Source organism: Bradyrhizobium sp. BWC-3-1 (assembly GCF_032917965.1).
In the GTDB taxonomy this organism is placed as follows: Bacteria; Pseudomonadota; Alphaproteobacteria; order Rhizobiales; family Xanthobacteraceae; genus Bradyrhizobium; species Bradyrhizobium canariense_D.
In genome coordinates this window covers 754,165-772,900 of sequence record NZ_CP136625.1, presented here as the reverse complement: position 1 = coordinate 772,900, position 18,736 = coordinate 754,165, and the positions used below count along the sequence as shown (strand labels likewise).

At 65.4% G+C, this 18,736-nt stretch carries 24 protein-coding genes; 6 read left to right on the top strand and 18 right to left on the bottom strand.

The window, feature by feature from the left end:
- Positions 1–107: 107 nt before the first annotated feature.
- The 4 genes from RX329_RS03735 to RX329_RS03720 form a co-directional block, all read right to left on the bottom strand.
- On the bottom strand, positions 108–584 hold the full coding sequence (locus RX329_RS03735; RefSeq protein WP_018453100.1) for a Crp/Fnr family transcriptional regulator: 477 nt from the start codon (positions 582–584) through the stop codon (positions 108–110).
- 191 nt (positions 585–775) lie between these two features.
- The gene (locus RX329_RS03730; RefSeq protein WP_085384265.1) at positions 776–1,405 is read right to left on the bottom strand and encodes a ferric reductase-like transmembrane domain-containing protein; all 630 of its coding nucleotides are present in this window, start codon (positions 1,403–1,405) and stop codon (positions 776–778) included.
- An 11-nt stretch (positions 1,406–1,416) separates the two neighbouring features.
- Positions 1,417–1,920: a twin-arginine translocation pathway signal gene (locus tag RX329_RS03725; RefSeq protein ID WP_018453098.1), complete on the bottom strand. Its 504-nt coding sequence runs from the start codon at positions 1,918–1,920 to the stop codon at positions 1,417–1,419.
- Between the two features lie 135 nt (positions 1,921–2,055).
- The gene (locus tag RX329_RS03720; protein ID WP_018453097.1) at positions 2,056–2,478 is read right to left on the bottom strand and encodes an MgtC/SapB family protein; all 423 of its coding nucleotides are present in this window, start codon (positions 2,476–2,478) and stop codon (positions 2,056–2,058) included.
- 232 nt (positions 2,479–2,710) lie between these two features.
- On the opposite strand from RX329_RS03720, the gene RX329_RS03715 reads away from it, so the two are divergent.
- A complete protein-coding gene (locus RX329_RS03715) occupies positions 2,711–3,706 on the top strand; it encodes an LLM class flavin-dependent oxidoreductase (RefSeq protein WP_317246385.1) in 996 nt (331 codons plus the stop codon).
- Positions 3,707–3,839: 133 nt separating this feature from the next.
- Here RX329_RS03715 and RX329_RS03710 read toward each other — a convergent pair whose 3' ends face one another.
- From RX329_RS03710 to RX329_RS03685, 6 genes are read right to left on the bottom strand one after another with little or no spacing between them, the layout of a single operon-like run.
- Positions 3,840–4,715 carry an amidohydrolase family protein gene (locus RX329_RS03710; RefSeq protein WP_085361136.1) on the bottom strand — a complete coding sequence of 292 codons (876 nt, stop codon included), beginning with the start codon at positions 4,713–4,715 and terminating at the stop codon, positions 3,840–3,842.
- 13 nt (positions 4,716–4,728) lie between these two features.
- Positions 4,729–5,121 (bottom strand): RidA family protein, encoded by a 393-nt coding sequence (locus RX329_RS03705; RefSeq protein WP_018453094.1) that lies wholly within the window; start codon positions 5,119–5,121, stop codon positions 4,729–4,731.
- Positions 5,122–5,146: 25 nt separating this feature from the next.
- The gene (gene hpaH / locus RX329_RS03700; protein WP_085361137.1) at positions 5,147–5,950 is read right to left on the bottom strand and encodes a 2-oxo-hept-4-ene-1,7-dioate hydratase; all 804 of its coding nucleotides are present in this window, start codon (positions 5,948–5,950) and stop codon (positions 5,147–5,149) included.
- 3 nt (positions 5,951–5,953) lie between these two features.
- Complete coding sequence (locus RX329_RS03695) at positions 5,954–6,814, bottom strand: fumarylacetoacetate hydrolase family protein (protein ID WP_018453092.1); 861 nt, start codon at positions 6,812–6,814, stop codon at positions 5,954–5,956.
- A gap of 44 nt (positions 6,815–6,858) precedes the next feature.
- On the bottom strand, positions 6,859–7,476 hold the full coding sequence (locus tag RX329_RS03690; RefSeq protein WP_018453091.1) for a flavin reductase family protein: 618 nt from the start codon (positions 7,474–7,476) through the stop codon (positions 6,859–6,861).
- 3 nt (positions 7,477–7,479) lie between these two features.
- Positions 7,480–8,445, bottom strand: a complete 966-nt coding sequence (locus RX329_RS03685) for a Bug family tripartite tricarboxylate transporter substrate binding protein (protein ID WP_085351540.1) — start codon at positions 8,443–8,445, stop codon at positions 7,480–7,482.
- Between the two features lie 132 nt (positions 8,446–8,577).
- Between RX329_RS03685 and RX329_RS03680 the strand changes: the two genes are divergently transcribed.
- The 4 genes from RX329_RS03680 to RX329_RS03665 all read left to right on the top strand — a co-directional run bounded on the left by RX329_RS03680 (position 8,578) and on the right by RX329_RS03665 (position 12,114).
- The gene (locus tag RX329_RS03680; RefSeq protein WP_085384266.1) at positions 8,578–9,378 is read left to right on the top strand and encodes an IclR family transcriptional regulator; all 801 of its coding nucleotides are present in this window, start codon (positions 8,578–8,580) and stop codon (positions 9,376–9,378) included.
- An 81-nt stretch (positions 9,379–9,459) separates the two neighbouring features.
- The gene (locus RX329_RS03675) at positions 9,460–10,755 is read left to right on the top strand and encodes an O-acetylhomoserine aminocarboxypropyltransferase (protein WP_085351542.1); all 1,296 of its coding nucleotides are present in this window, start codon (positions 9,460–9,462) and stop codon (positions 10,753–10,755) included.
- A 4-nt stretch (positions 10,756–10,759) separates the two neighbouring features.
- A complete protein-coding gene (locus RX329_RS03670) occupies positions 10,760–11,542 on the top strand; it encodes an alpha/beta fold hydrolase (RefSeq protein WP_085361139.1) in 783 nt (260 codons plus the stop codon).
- Positions 11,543–11,610: 68 nt separating this feature from the next.
- On the top strand, positions 11,611–12,114 hold the full coding sequence (locus RX329_RS03665; RefSeq protein WP_085351544.1) for a DUF6496 domain-containing protein: 504 nt from the start codon (positions 11,611–11,613) through the stop codon (positions 12,112–12,114).
- Here the strand turns inward: RX329_RS03665 and RX329_RS03660 are convergent, their stop codons facing one another.
- On the bottom strand, positions 12,115–12,318 hold the full coding sequence (locus tag RX329_RS03660) for a hypothetical protein (RefSeq protein WP_018453086.1): 204 nt from the start codon (positions 12,316–12,318) through the stop codon (positions 12,115–12,117).
- On the opposite strand from RX329_RS03660, the gene RX329_RS03655 reads away from it, so the two are divergent.
- Complete coding sequence (locus RX329_RS03655) at positions 12,317–12,490, top strand: hypothetical protein (RefSeq protein ID WP_158091562.1); 174 nt, start codon at positions 12,317–12,319, stop codon at positions 12,488–12,490. The two genes, RX329_RS03660 and RX329_RS03655, sit on opposite strands and share 2 nt — an antisense overlap.
- Before the next feature lie 328 nt (positions 12,491–12,818).
- Here the strand turns inward: RX329_RS03655 and RX329_RS03650 are convergent, their stop codons facing one another.
- Genes RX329_RS03650 through RX329_RS03620 form a run of 7 tightly spaced genes read right to left on the bottom strand, consistent with a single transcriptional unit; the run spans position 12,819 to position 18,736 of the window.
- Entirely contained in the window at positions 12,819–13,430 is a 612-nt protein-coding gene (locus RX329_RS03650) for a pyridoxamine 5'-phosphate oxidase family protein (protein WP_317245510.1), read from the bottom strand.
- 22 nt (positions 13,431–13,452) lie between these two features.
- Positions 13,453–14,049: a phosphonate metabolism protein/1,5-bisphosphokinase (PRPP-forming) PhnN gene (phnN, locus tag RX329_RS03645; protein WP_085351546.1), complete on the bottom strand. Its 597-nt coding sequence runs from the start codon at positions 14,047–14,049 to the stop codon at positions 13,453–13,455.
- Positions 14,046–15,200 (bottom strand): alpha-D-ribose 1-methylphosphonate 5-triphosphate diphosphatase, encoded by a 1,155-nt coding sequence (locus RX329_RS03640; protein ID WP_085351663.1) that lies wholly within the window; start codon positions 15,198–15,200, stop codon positions 14,046–14,048. Before RX329_RS03640 ends, phnN begins: the two co-directional genes overlap by 4 nt.
- 11 nt (positions 15,201–15,211) lie before the next feature.
- Entirely contained in the window at positions 15,212–15,910 is a 699-nt protein-coding gene (gene phnL / locus RX329_RS03635; protein WP_085351547.1) for a phosphonate C-P lyase system protein PhnL, read from the bottom strand.
- Positions 15,911–15,949: 39 nt separating this feature from the next.
- Positions 15,950–16,747 (bottom strand): phosphonate C-P lyase system protein PhnK, encoded by a 798-nt coding sequence (phnK, locus tag RX329_RS03630; RefSeq protein ID WP_085351548.1) that lies wholly within the window; start codon positions 16,745–16,747, stop codon positions 15,950–15,952.
- Entirely contained in the window at positions 16,740–17,636 is an 897-nt protein-coding gene (locus RX329_RS03625) for an alpha-D-ribose 1-methylphosphonate 5-phosphate C-P-lyase PhnJ (RefSeq protein ID WP_085351549.1), read from the bottom strand. Before RX329_RS03625 ends, phnK begins: the two co-directional genes overlap by 8 nt.
- Positions 17,633–18,736, bottom strand: a complete 1,104-nt coding sequence (locus RX329_RS03620; protein WP_317245509.1) for a carbon-phosphorus lyase complex subunit PhnI — start codon at positions 18,734–18,736, stop codon at positions 17,633–17,635. The genes RX329_RS03625 and RX329_RS03620 overlap by 4 nt, the downstream gene beginning before the upstream one ends.

Here is an 18,736-nt window from a genome sequence, read left to right as displayed (position 1 = left end):
GTGCCGGGGAGTTCGTAGGATGGGTACAGCGAAACGAAAATCCATGGAAGATTTGCGCGGTGACGAGACATGATGGGTTTCGCTTCGCTCTACCCATGCTACGCATGTCAACTCTCGTCACCCACCTGATGCCCCGCTAACCGATCGTCTGAACGGCGCAGCCGTCGGCATAGCTCGCGATTGATGTTTTGCAGGACGATCACATAGGTGTGGATATCGGCCTTGTAGCAAGCGTAGAGCTTCTGGGCGGTCAGCTCGTAAAGCACGGTCGGACTCTCCGCGACCACCGTGGCGGATCGATTTTGCATTTCAATCAGCGTCATCTCACCGAAGAAATCGCCGGGCTCCAGAACGGAAATCGGGATGACGTTGCCCGCATTCGCCCGCTTGCTCACCGCCAGCCGGCCGGATTTGACGATGAACAGCGAGCGTCCGGGCTCGCCCTCCGTCACGACGGTTGCTCCGGTATCAAATCGGCACTCAACCAGCATCGACATCAGGAGGTCGAGACTTTGATCCGGGATACCGCCGAAGAACGGTGTGGCGAGCAGGAATGCTCTCAGGTCGGGGACACTGACGGCCATCGCGCGAGGATAATCTTGACCGCCTTCCCGGGCAAGCGGAGCCGATACCAGCGCTAACGACGCCGAACGTGTTGGAACAAGGGGGTCAGCGAAAGTTTCGGAGCTCGTAGGGTGGGCGAAGCGAAGCGTGCCCACCAACCACCATTGATAGATAGATGGTAGGCACGGCGCTACGCGCCTTTGCCCTACGCTTACGGCCGCGCAATGCTGCTATCGCGCAACGTCCGCCTTCTCCAGAGATCAACCATCACCTTGACGGTCGCCGCCAGCACAGCTGCGCAAAGCGCAGCCTTCGAGATCGTCTCCATCGTCCCCTCGATCAGCAGGCAATGGGCGACGCTGCCTGCGACGATGACGATCGCGAGGGGAATATGGACGATGCGCCACGTGCGCAACCGCAATCCCAGCCGCCAGCGCAGCAGAGCCAGGAGCGCAACAATGAAGATGGCCCACATGGCGGTCACGCCGAAGGGGGAGAACGGTGTCGGTGACGTATAAGTCAGGGCGTCGATCATGTCGGGCGGGCTGGTGATCCAGAGGCCGGCGACGTGGATCACCACCGCCAGAGCCAGCGTGCCGCCGATCCGGTGGTGGGCGCGCCGGCCGCGATAGGCCGACAGTCCCGGCAGATATCCGCCGATCAGCAGGGGCTGAACGAGCACCAGACCGAGCGCAATGATGCCAGCGAAGCCGGCGAGGATGTAGACCGGGCCGCGCCATGTGAGCTGTTCGCTTCCCGCAGCGAGCGCGATCGGCACGCCGATGGCCAAGGCAAGGGCGATCCAGATCAGGGGCGCCCGGGCCGATCTCCGCCCCTTCATCTCCAATGCGATCAGGCCGGCTGCAGGACGAAGTGCGCCTCGAGGCTGGTTTCCTTTGCGCTCCGCATTATCGGCCGCAGGAAGACGGTTTTGAATTCACCGCTGTCATAGGCGAGGTGGCCATGCGGCTGGCCGAAGATGGGAATGATCTGCGGCATTTCGAGCCGGAACTTGCCGTCCTTGTCGGTGAGCGTGGCGCCATGACTCTGCGGCTCGTGCTCCTGGCCTTCGACCGTGTGCGCCCAGATCTGGATGCGCTGCCCGGCCAAGGGAGTCCCGTCGCCGGCGCGGCGCACCGTGCCGCTCATCCAGAAGCCACCCTTTCCGATCCGCTCCACGATCGCCGCGCCCTTGCGGTAGTTGTTCGCCCCGCCCGACATCGTCTCGGTCGGTGCGAGGCCGTCCGCGCGTGCAGGCAACAGCAGGCCGGGGACGCCGGTCGCCAAGAGCCCGGTTGCGAGGATCGAGCCGCCCGCGGCGAGGAGGCTCCGGCGATTGAGTACGACCGTGGTCATGTCGGTTCCTCCTGGCGAGCGTCCAATGGCTCAGTGAGTGTACAGGAAAACGCGCCAGACGCACAGTTGGGCCGGGGTACGCAGCGGGTCGCGATGACGTTGTTGTGAACGGGGTGCAGGCCGCTCGCACATGCATCAGTGATCGTCTTCTTCCTTGACCAGCGTCAACAAGCGAAGCGTCAGGAACGTGAATACGGCGACCGTCACCGCGACATCAAAAGCGCCGAGCCCGACGGAGACGCCGATGGCGCCGGTCGCCCAGAGGCTCGCGGCCGTCGCGGTCCCCTGCACCGAATTCCCCTGCTTGAGAATTGCGCCACCGCCGATGAAGCCGATGCCGGTGATGAGGCCCTCGATCACCTTCGCCATTCCGTCAGGCGAATGCACGAGCAGGCTTTCGCTGGCCTGCACGAAGCCGCAGCTTGCCATTGCGACCAGTGGAAAGGTGCGCAAGCCCGCGCTTCGCGCCCGCTTCTCGCGGTCCCAGCCAATGGGAACGGCGAGTGCGAAGGCCGCAGCCAGCGCAACGACATGAACACCGATGTTGAATCTGTCCAAAGAAAGCCCCCGAAATGAAAATCGTCGCGATTGATCAAACCGGCCGGCAACGCGGCAATGCGGCCCGCGGTTTCCATACAGGCGAATTTGCCGCATGCAGCGCAGCGATGGCCTCGTCTCCACGCGATGGAGCCGCCGGCGCAGCACCATGATCGTTTCGGCTGGTATTCCTGCGACCGGCTCCTACATGTCGAGTCCACGTTACCACCACACGCTCCATCCGGACCCTTCCATGATCCCCTTCTCCGTGCTCGACCTCGCGCCCATCCGCCAAGGCGGCGATGCGTCACAAGCGTTCCGCAATTCGCTCGATCTCGCGCAGCATGCGGAGGGCTGGGGCTACAAGCGGTTCTGGCTGGCCGAGCATCACAACATGACGGGGATCGCGAGCGCGGCGACGTCGGTGGTGATCGGGCATATCGCGGGCGGGACGAAGACGATCCGGGTCGGGTCCGGCGGGATCATGCTGCCGAACCATTCGCCGCTCGTCATCGCCGAGCAGTTCGGCACGCTGGCTTCGCTCTATCCCGGGCGGATCGATCTCGGGCTCGGGCGGGCACCGGGCACCGACCAATTTACCGCACGCGCCCTGCGGCGCGACCTCGCGACGAGTTCGGAAAACTTTCCGCAGGACGTGCTGGAGTTGCAGGCGCTGCTCGGCGACGTGCAGCCGAACCAGGCCATCCGGGCCGTGCCGGGCATGGGGACGAAGGTGCCGCTGTGGATCCTGGGATCCAGCACCTTTGGCGCGCAGCTTGCAGGCATGCTCGGCCTGCCGTTCGCGTTCGCTTCACACTTCGCACCGCAAATGATGATGCCGGCGCTGCGGGAGTATCACGCGCGGTTCGAACCATCGGCGCAGCTCGACAAGCCCTATGCGATGGTCGGCGTCAACGTGTTCGCCGCCGACAGCGACGCGGACGCGCAGCGCATGTTCTCCTCGCTGCAGCAGCAGTTCATCAATCTGCGCCGCGGCACGCCCGGCCCGCTGCCGCCGCCGGTCGACGACATGGACGCGCTGTGGTCGCCAGCCGAGAAGGCGATGGTCGGCCAGTCGCTGTCGTGCTCGGCGGTCGGCTCGCCTGACATGGTCGAAGCGAAGCTGAAGGCGCTGATCGCCGAGACCGGCGCGGACGAATTGATGACCACGGGCCAGATCTACGACCACGCCGCGCGGCTGCGCTCGTTCGAGATCGCAGCCGGGGTAAGGGACCGGCTGGCGGGGTGAGCGCGCAGTCTGGCGCGGTCGACTTGGCAATGGCGCGTTCGTCATTGCGAGCGCAGCGAAGCAATCCAGAGTGCTTCTGCGGAAGCAAGTCTGGATTGCTTCGTCGCTCCGCTCCTCGCAATGACAGGTCGCCCTAATCCGGAAAGCCGAACAGCTTGGCCGGATTGTGCACCAAAATCTTCTCCAGCGTCGACTGGTCGGGTGCGTAGCGGTACATCAACTCCAGCAGATCGGCGTCGTTGGGCGGCTGCTTGACCGAGACCGGATGCGGCCAGTCGCTGGCCCAGACGCACCGGTCGACTGCGGCCTCGATATAGGCACGCGCGATCGGGATGACGTCGTCGTAAGGAGCGCCAAGTTTCGAGGTCTTCTCGCCGAGCGACAGCATCACCCAGAAATTGCCCTTGCCGAGCAGCTCCAGCATCTTGCGCAGGTTCGGATCGTTCCTGCCGGCTTCCGGATCGGGCCGCGCCATGTGGTCGATCAGCACGGGCACGTCGAGATTTTCGTATTTGGCGACGCTGGAGACGATGCCGTCCTTCTCGGGCTGGATCTTGACGTACCAGCCGAGCTCGCGGATGCGCGCAATGGCGCGGGCGAAATCGGCATCCGACAGCACGGCGCCGAGCTCCTGGCGGAAGCTGAAGCGCGCGCCGCGGACACCTGCATCATGAAGCTTGGCAAGATACGAATCGTTCGCCTCGGCGAACACCAGCGCGTTGGCGCAGCCGCGATAGTTCGGGCCCATCGCGGCGAGACCGTCGAGCACGACGGCATGGTCGGCGCCATACGTCGTGGTCTGCACGATGATGCCGCGCTCGATGCCGAGCGTCTTGTGCACGCGCAGCGCCGCCTCCCAGGTCGCGGTCGGCATCCGATAGGCAGCACCGGGACGCTCCGGATATTTGTCGAGGGGGCCGAGCACGTGAAACTGGCTGTCGACGGTTTTGGGCGGCGGCGCCTTGACCGGGCGGCGCGGGTTCGGGTCGAACGGCAGATAGGTCGGCATGCGCAAAACTCCCTCAGTCGATTACGGCGGTGAAGTCGCACTGCACCAGCGCGCCGCCGTCCATGTTGTCCATCGGCAGCGCGTGGCGCGCCGGGCGCGAATGCTCGTCCGGAAACATCTTGAGCCACTCGACATTCACAGGTCCGCGCTGCGTACGGTCCTTCAGCCACACCGTCATCTTGATGATGTCGTCGGTGGTGCCGCCGGCGGCCTCTACCGTCGCCTTCATATGCGCGAACATGTTGGCACATTGCGCCTCCAGGCTCTCGGGCATCGCACCAGTCGCATCGCGGCCGAGGATGACGCCCGACATCACGAGATTGCCGATGCGGCAGGCGTTCGGAATCGGGTTGGCATGCTTGAAGCCGCCGATATGGATGCTCTTGCGCCGCGTGTGACCGGTCATGATGCGCTCCCTTTCATGTGTTAGTTCAGACGAACTGGCACGACACCGAGCCGAACGCGCCATAGTCGGCATGAAACGTGTCGCCGCGGCGGATGTCGACCGGACGCGTGAACGATCCCGCCAGCACGACCTCGCCGGCGGCGAGGTGCTCTTCGTGCGGCGCGAGGCGGTTGGCGAGCCAGGCGATGCCGTTGGCGGGATGGTTGAGCACGCCGGCGGCAAGCCCGGTTTCCTCGACCTCGCCGTTGCGGAACAACAGCGCGCCTATCCAGCGCATGTCCGCATCCATCGGACGGAACGGCCGGCCGCCGAGCACCAGCGCGGCGTTCGCCGCGTTGTCCGAGATCGTGTCCATGACCTTTCGCGCCTTGCCCGTTTCGGGGTCGACGCGGTGCATGCGCGTCTCCAGGATCTCCAGCGCGGGCGTGACGTAGTCGGTGGCGTTGAGCACGTCGAAGATGGTGCAATCGGGCCCGCGCAGCGGCGCCTTCAGCACGAAGGCGAGCTCGACCTCGATCCGCGGCGCGTGAAAGCGGTCGAACGGGATGGGCGTGGCATCGGCATAGAACATGTCGGCGAACAGCACGCCGTAATCCGGCTCGGAAATGCCGACCGCGTTCTGCATCGCCTTCGAGGTCAGGCCGATCTTGTGGCCCTTGATGACCCGGCCGCGTCCGAGCTGGAGTCTGGTCCAGGCGCGCTGAACGGCATAGGCATCCTCGATGCTGAAATCGGGATGGTCTTTCGAAAACATCGTGATCAGCGTCTTGGTGCGTTCGGCTTCGTCGAGCCGCGTGGCAAGACGTTCGATCGTGGCAGTATCCAGCATGACCTATTGCTCCGCCGCGACGGTGTTGCGCAGCACGCCGATGCGGCTGGATTCGACCTCGACGACGTCACCGACTTTGAGCCAGCGCGGCGGGTCGAAGCGGGCGCCGGCGCCGGTCGGCGTGCCCGTCACGATCATGTCGCCGGGCTTGAGGGTTGCGAAGGTGGAGAGATAGGAGATCAGGAAATCGAACGGGAACATCAGCCGCTCGGTGGTGTCCTGCTGCCGCACCTCGCCGTTGACGCGCGTGACGATGTCATGAGGCCCGCGCGGATCGAGCTCGTCCGCGGTGACGATCCACGGACCGATGCTGCCGGAGCGGTCGAAATTCTTGCCCTGCGTGACGTTGAACTTGCCGTGGCGGAGCCAGTCGCGGATCGTGCCCTCGTTGCACAGCGTCATGCCGAAGATGTGCGCCCAGGCCTTTTCGCGCGGAATGTGGCGGCCGCCCTGGCCGATCACGATGACGAGCTCGCCTTCATAGTCGAGCTGCTCGGAGACGTGAGGCTTCTCCAGCGGCTGGCCTGAGCCCGTCATCGAGGACATGCTGCGCACGAACAGACTGGGATATTTGGGCAGGTCAGAGCTGTCCTTATACTCCGCATTGCGCTCGGCGTAATTGACTCCGATGCACCAGAGCTTTTCCGGCGCCAGCACCGGCGGAAGCAGCACGAGCTCTTCCAGCGCGTAGTCCGGCTTTTGTCCGGCGACGGCTTCCTGCGCGTCGGCCAGCGCGTTGGCTGCGATCAGCGCCCTGACGTCGGAGAAGTCGCGGCCGATCCGCCGGGTCAGATCGACGACACCGCCTTCCATGACGGCACCGTAGCGCGGCTCTCCGTCCACGAGATAGCTTAGGAGTCGCATGGTCGTTCTCCAATGGTCTTGGGGCGCGCGCGGGGGCGGCGCGCTCAGTCTTTCGATTTGGGAGTCTGGAACACGCCGTGCAGCGTCACGATCTCGCCGAGCCGGGCGTAGCGCGGCCCGCCGATGCGCGCGATCGGATCGAGCGCGACGGTTTCGACCTTGCCGTCGTTCACGAGGCCGTCGCGGAGGTGGAACATCACGACTTCGCCCACGATGAGACGGCTGCGGGCGTCGCCGAATTCGAGGCACTGCCGAAAGCGGCACTCCATCGCAACGGGTGCAACGCTGAGCCGCGGCACCTTGATGCGCTCGCTCGGGAGCGTCTCAAGGCCGAGCTCCGCGACCTCGCTGATCTCGGGCGGATGCTCGACCGATGAGTCGTGCACCGCCTGCATCAGCGGGGTATCGGCGATGTGGATCACGTATTCCTCGGTATCGAGGATGTTATGCGCGGTGTCCTTGTAGTCCGCGCCCTTGCGGCCGACGCTGATCGCGAGCATCGGCGGCTTCTGCGAGACGAAGGTGAAGGCGCTGAACGGCGCGAGGTTGAGCACGCCTGCGCGCGACAGGCTCGTCACCCAGGCGATCGGACGCGGCACCACGATGCCCGTCATCAGCCGGTAGATGCGCTCGGCGCCGAGCTCGCTGGGGTCGATCCGCATCGATCAATCCGCCTTGATGTTGGCCTTGCGCACGATCGGAATCCATTTGGCGTCCTCGCGCGCGAGATAGGCCTTGAATTCGTCGGGCGTCATCGCGACGGCTTCACCGCCGAGCTTCTCGAACTTGTCGACCACGGCGGGGTCCTTCAGGATCGCGGTCAGTGCCTCGTGCAGCTTGTCGATCACGGGCGCCGGCGTGCCTGCCGGTGCGAACAGGCCGGTGAAGGTCTGGCCGTCAAAATCCTTGTAACCAAGCTCGGCGAAGGTCGGCACGTCGGGCAGCGACTTCAGGCGGTGCGGGCTGGTGACGGCCAGCGCCCGGAACAGACCGGCCTTGATGTGCTGCAGGCTGACCGTGAGCTGGTCGAACGCGAACTGCACCTGCCCGCCCAAGAGATCGTTGACGGCAGGCGCATTGCCGCGATAATGCGCGGTGACCCATTGCAGGTCGAGGCTGGACTGCATCAGCTCGCTGAGCAGATGATTGGTGGTGCCGGGGCCGGGCGAGGCCATCGTCAGCTTGCCCGGCTCGCGCTTGGCGAGGTCGATGAATTCCTTGAAGGTGGTCGCCTGCACCGACGGATGCACCTCGAGCACCAACGGCGTCATCGAGATCGTCGTGATCGGCAGGAAGTCCTTCTTCCAATTGTAGGCGTCGCGCTTGTTGATTTCGGTCGCGAACAGCACCGGGCCGTTGGCGCCGACGAACAGCGTGTAGCCGTCGGGCGCGGATTTCGCGAAGGCCTCGCCCGCGATCATGCCGCCGGCGCCCGCCTTGTTCTCGATGATGAAGGGCTGGCCGAGCTTTTCCTGGAGCTTGTCCGCGATGATGCGCGCGGCGCTATCGACATTGCCGCCGGCCGGATAGGGCACGATCAGCTTGACGTTGCGCGCCGGCCATTGCTGGCCCGACGCCGGTCCCGTCAACATCGCCGCTGCGGCAGCTAGGGCAATCCAGATTAATCGCATGTTAACCTCCCGGCGGCGCTTCCAAATTTTACGTCGATTTGCCTGACGTCGTACACGGCATGTCGATTCGGAGCGCAATCTCCAGATGGGCGCTTTACCTGTCGAGTGAATTGTGGCGTTCTCGTCCATATTATGGACAAGACGACTTCCGCGAAATCCACCCGCCGCATCACGGGACCGCGACAGGGCGCGCAGGCGATCCGGCGCGCGCTCGCGGTGCTGCGCATCCTTGCCGCAGGCCGCGAAGACGGCGTGCTGCTGGCCGAGGTATTGCGGGCGACCGGCCTCACCCGCCCGACCGTGCACCGCATCGTCCACGTGCTGATCGAGGAAGGCATCGTCGAACGGCATGACCGGACCGGCCGCTACGCGATCGGCAACCAGGTGCCGGAGCTCGCGCTCGCACGGCCTCGGCCGTCGCGGCTGCTGATCGCGGCAAATCCGTCGCTGCAACGCGCCTCGGCCGAGATCGGCGACACGCTGTTCCTGACGGTGCGGACCGGCAATGACACGCTGTGCGTCGATCGCCGGATTGGCGTCTATCCGATCCAGGTGCTGTCGATCGAGGTCGGCGCGCGCCGACCGCTCGGCGTCTCCAGCGCAGGCGTCGCCATCCTCGCCGCGATGCCGGCGCAGGACGCGCGAAAAATCGTCGCAGCCAACGAGAAGAGACTGGAGGCCTACCGGACCGATGTTGCGACGGTGCTGGGCCAGGTCACCGCCGCAAGACGGCTGGGATACGGCATGAGGGAAATTGGTCTCGTGCAGGGCACGAAGTCGATCTCGACCTGGATCAAGACCCCGGACGGCCGTCCCGCTGCCGCCATGACCGTCTCCGCCGTTCGCACCAGGCTCGGCCCACGACGCGAACAGGAGGTCGCGGAGATCCTGCTGCGGGAGGCGCGGATCATCGAGCAGGCGATCCGGGGTTAGACAACGCTGTCAATGGGCTGACGCCGCGCGCCATTTTATGGCACAAGAGCCGCCTCCGCCGACCGAGCAACGAGGCCCCGCATGCCCGCGCCAAAACCGCCTGCCTTCGAGACCCTGAGCCTGCATGCGGGCCAGCATCCGGATCCCGCGACCGGCGCCCGCGCGGTGCCGATCTACCAGACCACGTCCTACGTGTTCCAGGATTCCGATCACGCCGCCGCGCTGTTCAATCTCGAACGCGCCGGCCACATCTATACGCGCATCTCCAATCCGACCACCGGCGTGCTGGAAGAACGGCTTGCGGCGCTGGAAGGCGGCGTCGGCGCGATCTGCACCGCGAGCGGCATGGCGGCGCTGCATCTGGCCATCGCCACGCTTCTGAACGCCGGCGACCATATCGTGGCATCGAGCTCGCTCTATGGCGGCACCATCAATTTGCTGGCGCACACGCTGCCGCGCTTCGGCATCACCACAACGTTCGTCAAGCCGCGCGATCTCGACGCGTTCCGCGCGGCGATCAAGCCGAACACGAAGCTGATGATCGGCGAGACCATCGGCAATCCCGGGCTCGAGGTGCTGGACATTCCGAACGTCGCTTCGATCGCGCATGACGCGAAGATTCCGCTGCTGATCGACAACACCTTTGCCACGCCCTATCTCAGCCGTCCGATCGAGCTCGGCGCCGACATCGTCATGCATTCGGCGACCAAATGGATCGGCGGCCACGGCATCGCGATCGGCGGCGCCATCGTCGACGGCGGTCGTTTCGACTGGCGTTCATCCGGAAAATTCGGCGTGCTGACCGAGCCCTATGGCGGCTATCACGGGATCGTCTTCGACGAGCAGTTCGGCACCGCCGCCTTCATCATGCGCGCGCGCACCGAAGGCCTGCGCGATTTCGGCGCTTGTCTATCGCCGACCAACGCCTTCCAGCTGTTGCAGGGCGTCGAGACGCTCGGCGTGCGCATGGACCGCCACATGCAGAACACGCACCTCGTGCTGGAAGCACTGAAAGCCAACAAGGCGGTCGATTGGGTGCTGCATCCCTCGCTCGAAGATCATGCGGACTACCAGCTCGCAACACAATTACTGCCGCGTGGCGCCGGCTCGATCGTCTCCTTCGGCATCAAGGGGGGCCGGCCCGCGGGCCGCAAATTCATCGAATCGCTGCGCATGATCAGTCATCTCGCCAATGTCGGCGACGCCAAGACGCTGGTGATCCACCCCGCCTCGACCACGCACCAGCAGATGGACGCCGAGCAGCTCAAGGCCTCGGGCATCGGCGAGGAGCTGGTGCGACTCTCGGTCGGCATCGAGACCGCAAGCGACATCATCGACGATCTCACCCAAGCGCTGCGCATCTCGCAAAAGGTCTGACACCATGAAGCTCTCCGTCAACGGCGCCGAGGTGCTGGTCGCAACCGGCGGCCGCGACTTCGACAGATCCCTGCCCGCCGTCGTCTTCCTCCACGGCGCCGGTTTCGACCGTTCGACCTGGGCACTGCACACCCGCTGGTTCGCGCATCACGGCTTTGGCGTGCTGGCGCCGGATCTGCCCGGCCACGGCCGCTCGCCCGGACCTTCGCTCGGCAGCATCGCCGAAATGGCCGACTGGACGGCGGCCCTGCTCGATGCGGCCGGAGCGACGAAAGCGCATCTGATCGGCCATTCCATGGGATCGCTGATCTCGCTGGAGACGGCCGCACGTCACCCCGACAAGGTTTCCGCGCTCAGCCTGATCGGCACGGCCGCGACCATGACGGTCGGCCCGGATCTGCTGAAGGCGGCCGAAGCCAATTCGCAGGATGCCAACGACATGGTCTCGATCTGGGGCCTCGGCTTCAACGCCGAGCTCGGCGGCAGCCTCGCACCGGGCCTGTGGATGCATGGCGGCGCGCAGGCCGTATTGAAACACAGCGAGCCGGGCGTGCTGTTCCGGGATTTGTCGGCCTGCAATGCTTACGCGAATGCGCTGCAAGCAGCCGCAAGCGTGAAGGTGCCCACGACGCTCATCCTCGGCGAACGGGACATGATGACGCCGGTGAAGGCCGGCAAGGCACTTGCCGCCGCGATCCCGCATGCGAAGACCGTCGTGGTGCCCGGCGCGGGCCACATGATCATGGCCGAACGCCCCGATGAACTGCTCGCTGCGCTACGGAACTGACAGGATCAATCGTCCATCTTGCGCGTTGCGGTCAGACATTCCCGTGAATTCCAGAGGGAACTGGACCCATGCCAAGACAGGAAGTCATTCGCAAAGCCAGGCAAGACAAGCGTGCCGGAAAATCGGCAAGCACGCAGGCCGGTGAATTCGTCAAGGACCAGATCGACAAGATCCGCAAGGGCAAGCATGGCGCCCGCTCGACGAAGCAGGCCATCGCCATCGGTCTGTCCGAAGCGCGCCGCGCCGGCGTCGATCTGCCGCCACCGCGCAAAGGTCGCGTCAAGAAGGCGACGCGCCGCAGCGCCAAATATGCCTATGACGTCGGTCAGGGCAAACGCACCCCGAAGCGCCGGCCGCGCGTGTCGCAAGCAGTCGAAAAGGTTTTGAAGAAGGAGCCGCGCTCGACCGCATCGCGCAGCGCACTGTCGAAGCAGGGCAAGCGCGCCGCGAGCCGGCGAACGGCCGCGTCGCGTTCAGCCGCCGCGCGCAAGGCGAGCCGCACCAAGGGCGTCAAGGCCCGCTCCACCGCCGCAAAGAAGGCGGCACGCACCAGGGCGCGCCGCCGGAGCTGATCAGTTCGCGCGCCGGCCCCGCTCGGAGAATACCGCACGGGCGGCGCGCTCCGCCTCGCGCGCCGAGCGGAACTGGCGGCCTTCGAGGCTGTCGAACAGACGCTCGGAGGAGAAGAAGCGGAAGCCGCGCGTATCCCTCGTGACGATGCCGGCGGCGCGGTCGTGGATCTCGATGACGTAGGCATTCGATTGAGTTCGGGACATGACTGCTCGTCCGCCGGGTCTCGGCGTTCCTGTCTTTGGATTTGCTTCTTGGGATTTGCTGGGTGAGGTGCTGCTAGGAGGCGGCGGTCAGCAACAACAACATGCGCCGGTGGCCGCCGAGAAACAGCGGCGCGTCATGCACGCATGCATGTCATTGTTACTGCGCTGGTGATCGGTTCTCATATCGCGGCTTCGGCTCGAAGGAGCAGTGTCGATGCGTCGAATATCGAGCGTTTAGCGCGAACGGTCAATGAAATGTCTATCCGTAATTGCGATGAGCGCGCAGGGGCGCTTCTCCGCGTGCGAGCGCCGGCAAACGAATTCATCTCGCGATGAGTTCTTCCTTCTCCCCTTGCGGGAGAAGGTGGCGCGAAGCGCCGGATGAGGGGTTTGCCTCCGCGAATCCTCAAGAGAGTCGCACGCGGAGAGAGACCCCTCACCCGTCTCGCCGCTACGCGGCGAGCCACCCTCTCCCGCAAGGGGAGAGGGGAAGAACGAACTCACCACATCGTCGCGGCCGCACGCTCGGGCCAGGCGCGATCATACTCCGCGCCGCCGACCTTGTTCTCGCTCATCTCGGCGAGGATCTGGCCGGGCGTCGGCAGCGTCTTGGGGTCGATGCGCTTGTCGGGATTCCAGAGATCGGAGCGGACGATGGCGCGGGCGCACTGGAAGTAGATTTCGTTGACCGTCATCACCATCACGCTGCGCGGCGCCTTGCCGTCGACTTTGAACGAGGCGAGCAGCTCGGGATTGATGGACAGATGCGCCCGGCCATTGGCCCGAACCGCATTTCCGGAGCCGGGGATCAGGAACATCAGGGACACCCTGGGATCGCGCACGATGTTGCGCAAGGAATCGACCCGGTTGTTGCCGCGGCGATCCGGCAGCATCAGCGTCTTCGGGTCATGAATGCGGACGAAGCCGGAGAGATCGCCGCGCGGCGAGCAGTCGATCCCCTCGGGTCCGATGGTAGCGAGCGCGGCGAACGGCGCCTTTTCGATGAAGACGCGATAGAGCGGGGTGACGTGGTCGGCGACTTCCACGATCGATGCGTCGTTGGTGACGCCGTAGATGGCCTCCAGCTGCTCGACCGTTTCGATCACCGACATTCCAGTCTCCTTGTTGTGCGGGCTATTCGTGCCAGCCCTGGTTCCTGATCACGCGCAGAAGCTGGCGGCCGTGATACTCCGCGCTGCCGGCGTTGAGGATGGTGACGTCGGCCTGAGTCGATGCGTCGTCGACGCTGCGCGTCAGCCGTTCCGCAATATTGCCGTCGCTGTGCCGGGCGCGAGCGGCAAGCCGCTGCGCCAGCACATCCGGAGGCGCCGTGATCGCGACCACCACGACGTTTGCATAGGTCTGGCGCAGCACGCCGATCACCGTGCGCGAAACATTGGCCACGACGGCGCGTCCGGCACGAATATCGTCGTTGAGGTCGAGCGGCAGCGCGTAACAATGCCCATGCGCCTCCCAATGCACGGCGAAATCGTCGCGATCGCGCGCGCGACGGAATTCGTCAGGGCTCACCGCAATATTGTCTTCGTCGGCCGAGGATTCGCGCGTCACGACACGGCGCGGGAAGACGATGTCGTGATCCTCGATGCAGGCTGCCCGCGCCAGCCGCAGCAGCGTGTCCTTGCCGGCACCGCTGGGACCGACCACGAGCACGAGCCGCCCGGGCCCGATCGCACCCGTTGTCTTTCCCGCCACGGTGACGGCCTCGCTCATGCGACACGGCTTCCTTCGCGCCAGACGCTGCGGACCGCGGGGACGCTGCCCGCGACATGCACGCGGATCAGATCGGCACGCTTGCCGATCGCGATCTCGCCGCGGTCGGACAGGCCGACTGCCTCCGCGGGCGCCTTCGTCACGGTGCGGATCGCCGCCGGAAGAGTGATGGCGGGCACGTGCTCGGGCAAGTGCAGCGCGGCCATCAGAAGGCTCGAGGGGATGTAGTCCGACGACAGGATGTCGAGCAGGCCCTCGCGGGCGAGATCGACCGCGGCGATATTGCCGGAATGCGAGCCGCCGCGCACGACGTTCGGCGCGCCCATCAGGATGTCGATGCCGGCCTCGTGCAGGCCGCGCGCGGCCTCCAGCGTGGTCGGAAATTCCGCCACCGAAACGCCATCGCGCACGGCGTCCACGACGTTCTCCTCAGTGGTGTCGTCATGGCTCGCCAGCGGGATCTTGTACTTGTGGGCCAGCGCCACGATCTCGCGCATGTTGGTCGCGGCATAGGCCTTCTGATATTCGAAGCGCTTCGCGAACAGCTCGTCGAGCTCGGCGTCGGTCTTGCCGCCGCCCTTGCCGCGATAATAGTCGCGCAGCTTGCCTTCGTCCCGGAACTGGCGCTGGCCGGGGGTGTGGTCCATCAGCGACATCAGCCGCACGTCGGGACGGTCGATCAGCTCCCTGGCCTCCTCGACCACGCTCGGCATCGGGATTTCGCAGCGCAGATGCAGGAAGTGATCGGCGCGGAGCAGGTCAGCATCGCGAGCGGTCGTGATTGCGGCGGCGAGCGTGCCGGCGCGGCCGTCGACTTCCTCGGCGCCATCCTCGCGCCAGACCCGGAGCGAGTCGAACACCGTCGTGATGCCTGATGTCGCGAGCTGGCCGTCATAGGAGACGACGGCGGCGACTGGATTCCAGAACACTTTTGGTCGCGGCACGTAATGCGCCTCGAGGTGATCGGTGTGGAGCTCGATCAAGCCGGGCATGATCAGATCGCCGCCGGCATCCTCTGCCCCCGCGGGCGCCCTGCCCTCGCCGATCTCGGCAATGCGTCCATCGGCGAGGGCAAGCCAGCCCTGCTCGATCACCCGTTCCGTCAGCACGATCCTGGCGTTGGCGATCACGATGTCCTTCTTGGCGTTCATGTCCATTTCCTTCAGGCCGCGGCGGCGAAGCTGGTGACGTCGACGATGCGGTCGGCAATCTGATGACGGATTTCGTCGTCATGGACAATGGCGACCATGGCGACGCCCTGGCGCTTCTTTTCGGCTACCAGCCCGACCACGACGGCGCGGTTGGCGGCGTCGAGCGACGCGGTCGGCTCGTCGAGCAGCAGGATCGGCAGATCCGAGATGAAGCCGCGCGCGATGTTGACGCGCTGCTGCTCGCCGCCGGAAAAGGTCGCGGGCGGAAGCTGCCAGAGCCGCTCGGGGATGTTGAGGCGATGCAACAGTTCGCCAGCACGGGCTTGCGCCTCCGCGCGCGCCAGGCCGTTGACGATCAGCGGCTCGGCGACCACGTCGAGGGTCGCGACGCGCGGCACCGCGCGCAAGAACTGGCTGACATAGCCAATGGTCGCGCGGCGGATGTTGAGAACCTGCCGCGGCTCGGCGGTGGCGAGATCGACCAGCGCGCCGCGATGGTGGATGCCGATCCGGCCGGAATCGCAACGATAATTGCCGAAGATCATCTTCAGGATCGACGATTTTCCGGCGCCTGATGGCCCCGACAGCACGACGCATTCGCCGGGATTGACGTGAAAGGTCACGCCGCGCACCACGGGCAGCTCGATGCCACCTTGCAGGTGCATCGTGAAGGTCTTGTTGGCGTCGGCGATGTCGATCATGGCGGTCATTGGAGAACTCTTCTTGCAAGGCTCATTACGTTGGAAGGCTCATGGCGGCAGGATCGAGGAGACGAGCAGCTGGGTATAGGGCTCGCGGGGGTCGTCGAGCACCTGATCGGTGAGGCCGGTCTCGATGACTCGGCCGCCCTTCATGACCATGACCCGATGCGACAGCAGGCGCGCGACCGCGAGATCATGGGTGACGATGATGACCGCGAGATGCAGCTCCGCGACCAGGCTGCGCACGAGGTCGAGCAGACGGGCTTGCACGGAAACATCGAGGCCGCCGGTCGGCTCGTCCATGAACACCAGCCGCGGCTCGGTGACGAGGTTGCGGGCGATCTGGAGCCGCTGGCGCATGCCGCCGGAATAGGTCCGCGGCGCATCGTCGATGCGCGCGATGTCGATCTCGACGCGAGTCAGCCAGTCCGACGCGGTATCGCGGATGCGGCCGTAGTGATTCCACCCCACCGCCATCAGCCGCTCGCCGACATTGGCGCCGGCCGAGACGGCCATGCGCAGCCCCTGCGCGGGATCCTGATGAACGAAGCCCCAATCGGTACGAAACAGGAAGCGCCGCTCGGCCTCGCCCAGCGTGGCGAGATCGCGGGTGACGCCATCGCGCATCCGGTAGGACACCTCACCGCCGCTGGCCGCGAGCTGACCCGACAGCAGCTGCAGCAGCGTCGATTTGCCCGAGCCGGATTCGCCGACGATCGCCAGCACCTCGCCGGGGTAGAGCGCAAAGGACACGTCGCGGCACGCCGCGATCCGGCCATAGGACTTACTGAGGGATTTTGCGACCAGCAGCGGCTCGTCGTTCTCGAGCATGTCTTGATCAGCCATTCGATGCCTCCTGCGCCTTGTCCTTGTACGGCGCGGCGCTGAGGCTGCCGTGATGGCCGGCGGCCTGACGTCCCTCGCAATAATCGGTGTCGGAGCAGACGAACATGCGACCGCCCTTGTCGTCGGTCACGATCTCGTCGAGGTAGGAATTCTCAGCGGCGCACAACGCGCACGGCGCGTTGAAGCGGTACGGCTCGAAGGGATGGTCCTCGAAGTCGAGCGACACAACTTGCGTATAGGGCGGGATCGCATAGATGCGCTTCTCGCGGCCGGCGCCGAACAGTTGCAGCGCCGGGCAATTGTCCATCTTGGGATTGTCGAATTTGGGCGTCGGCGACGGGTCCATCACGTAGCGCGCATTGACCTTCACCGGATAGGCGTAAGCCGTCGCGATGTGGCCGAAGCGGGCGATGTCCTCGTAGAGCTTCACATGCATCAGGCCGTATTCGGCGAGCGCGTGCATGCGCCGCGTCTCCGTCTCGCGCGGCTCGACGAAGCGCAGCGGCTCCGGGATCGGCACCTGGTAGACCAGCACCTGATTTGCGTGTAGCGACGTCTCCGGAATGCGGTGGCGGGTCTGGATCACGGTCGCATCGATCGTCGCCGTCGTCGTGGCGACGCCGGCGGTCTTGGCAAAGAACTTCCTGATCGAGATCGCATTGGTGGTGTCGTCGGAGCCCTGGTCGATCACCTTCAGCACGTCCTCGGGCCCGAGGATCGCGGCCGTCACCTGCACGCCGCCGGTGCCCCAGCCATAGGGCATCGGCATTTCACGGCTGGCGAACGGCACCTGATAGCCGGGGATCGCGATCGCCTTGAGGATCGCGCGGCGGATCATCCGCTTGGTCTGTTCGTCGAGATAAGCGAAATTGTAGGCGGGCGCGTTCATTCCGCGGCCTCCTTCATGGCATCGGGCGCATTGGCCTCAGTGAATTCCTTCCGCAGCTTGCGCAACAGGCCGAGCTCAGACTGGAAGTCGACATAATGCGGTAGCTTCAGATGCTCGACGAAGCCGGTAGCCTGGACGTTGTCCGAATGCGACATCACGAATTCTTCGTCTTGCGCGGGGGCGAGTGCCTCTTCGCCGAGCTCGCGCGCACGCAACGCGCGGTCGACCAGCGCCATCGACATCGTCTTGCGCTCGCTCTGGCCGAAGGCGAGGCCATAGCCGCGGGTGAAGCACGGCGCCTCCGTCGCGGAGCCCTTGAACTGATTGACCATCTGACACTCGGTGAGCTCGATCGAGCCGAGCGGCACGGCGAAGCCGACGTCTTCCGCGGAGAATTCAACCTCGACCTCACCGAAGCGAATCTCGCCAGCGAAGGGATGGTTGCGGCCGTAGCCGCGCTGGGTGGAATAGCCCATCGCCAGCAGAAAACCTTCGTCGCCACGCGCGAGATTTTGCAGGCGCAGGTCACGATCGGCGGGAAAATTGAGCGGCTCGCGGGTGAGATCGCCGACGCTGGCGCCTTCCTCGGCCTTAGGCGAGGATTCGATCAGCCCGTCGCGGCCGAGGATGTCGGTCACCCGCGGGGTCGGCGCAGACGATGCTTCGGCCGTCGCCGGCGCTTCCGGCACAAAGCCCTCGGCGAGCGAGGGATCGAGCAGGCGGTGGGTATAGTCGAAGGTCGGGCCGAGGATCTGGCCGCCGGGAATGTCCTTGAAGGTCGGGGACACCCGCCGCCGTACCCGCATCGCGCCGGTCTCGACCGGCTCGCTGGCGCCGAAGCGGGGCAGCGTCGCGCGGAAGGCGCGGACCAGGAAGATCGCCTCGATCAGATCGCCGCGCGCCTGCTTGATGGCGAGCGCCGCGAGCTCGCGATCATAGAGCGAGCCTTCGCTCATGACGCGGTCCACGGCGAGACCAAGCTGCTCGGAGATCTGGTCGAGCGAGATTTCCGGAACGCTTTGGTCGCCACGCCGCGCACTGGCGAGCAGGCGATGGGCGTTCTCGATGGCGCGTTCGCCGCCTTTGACTGCGACATACAT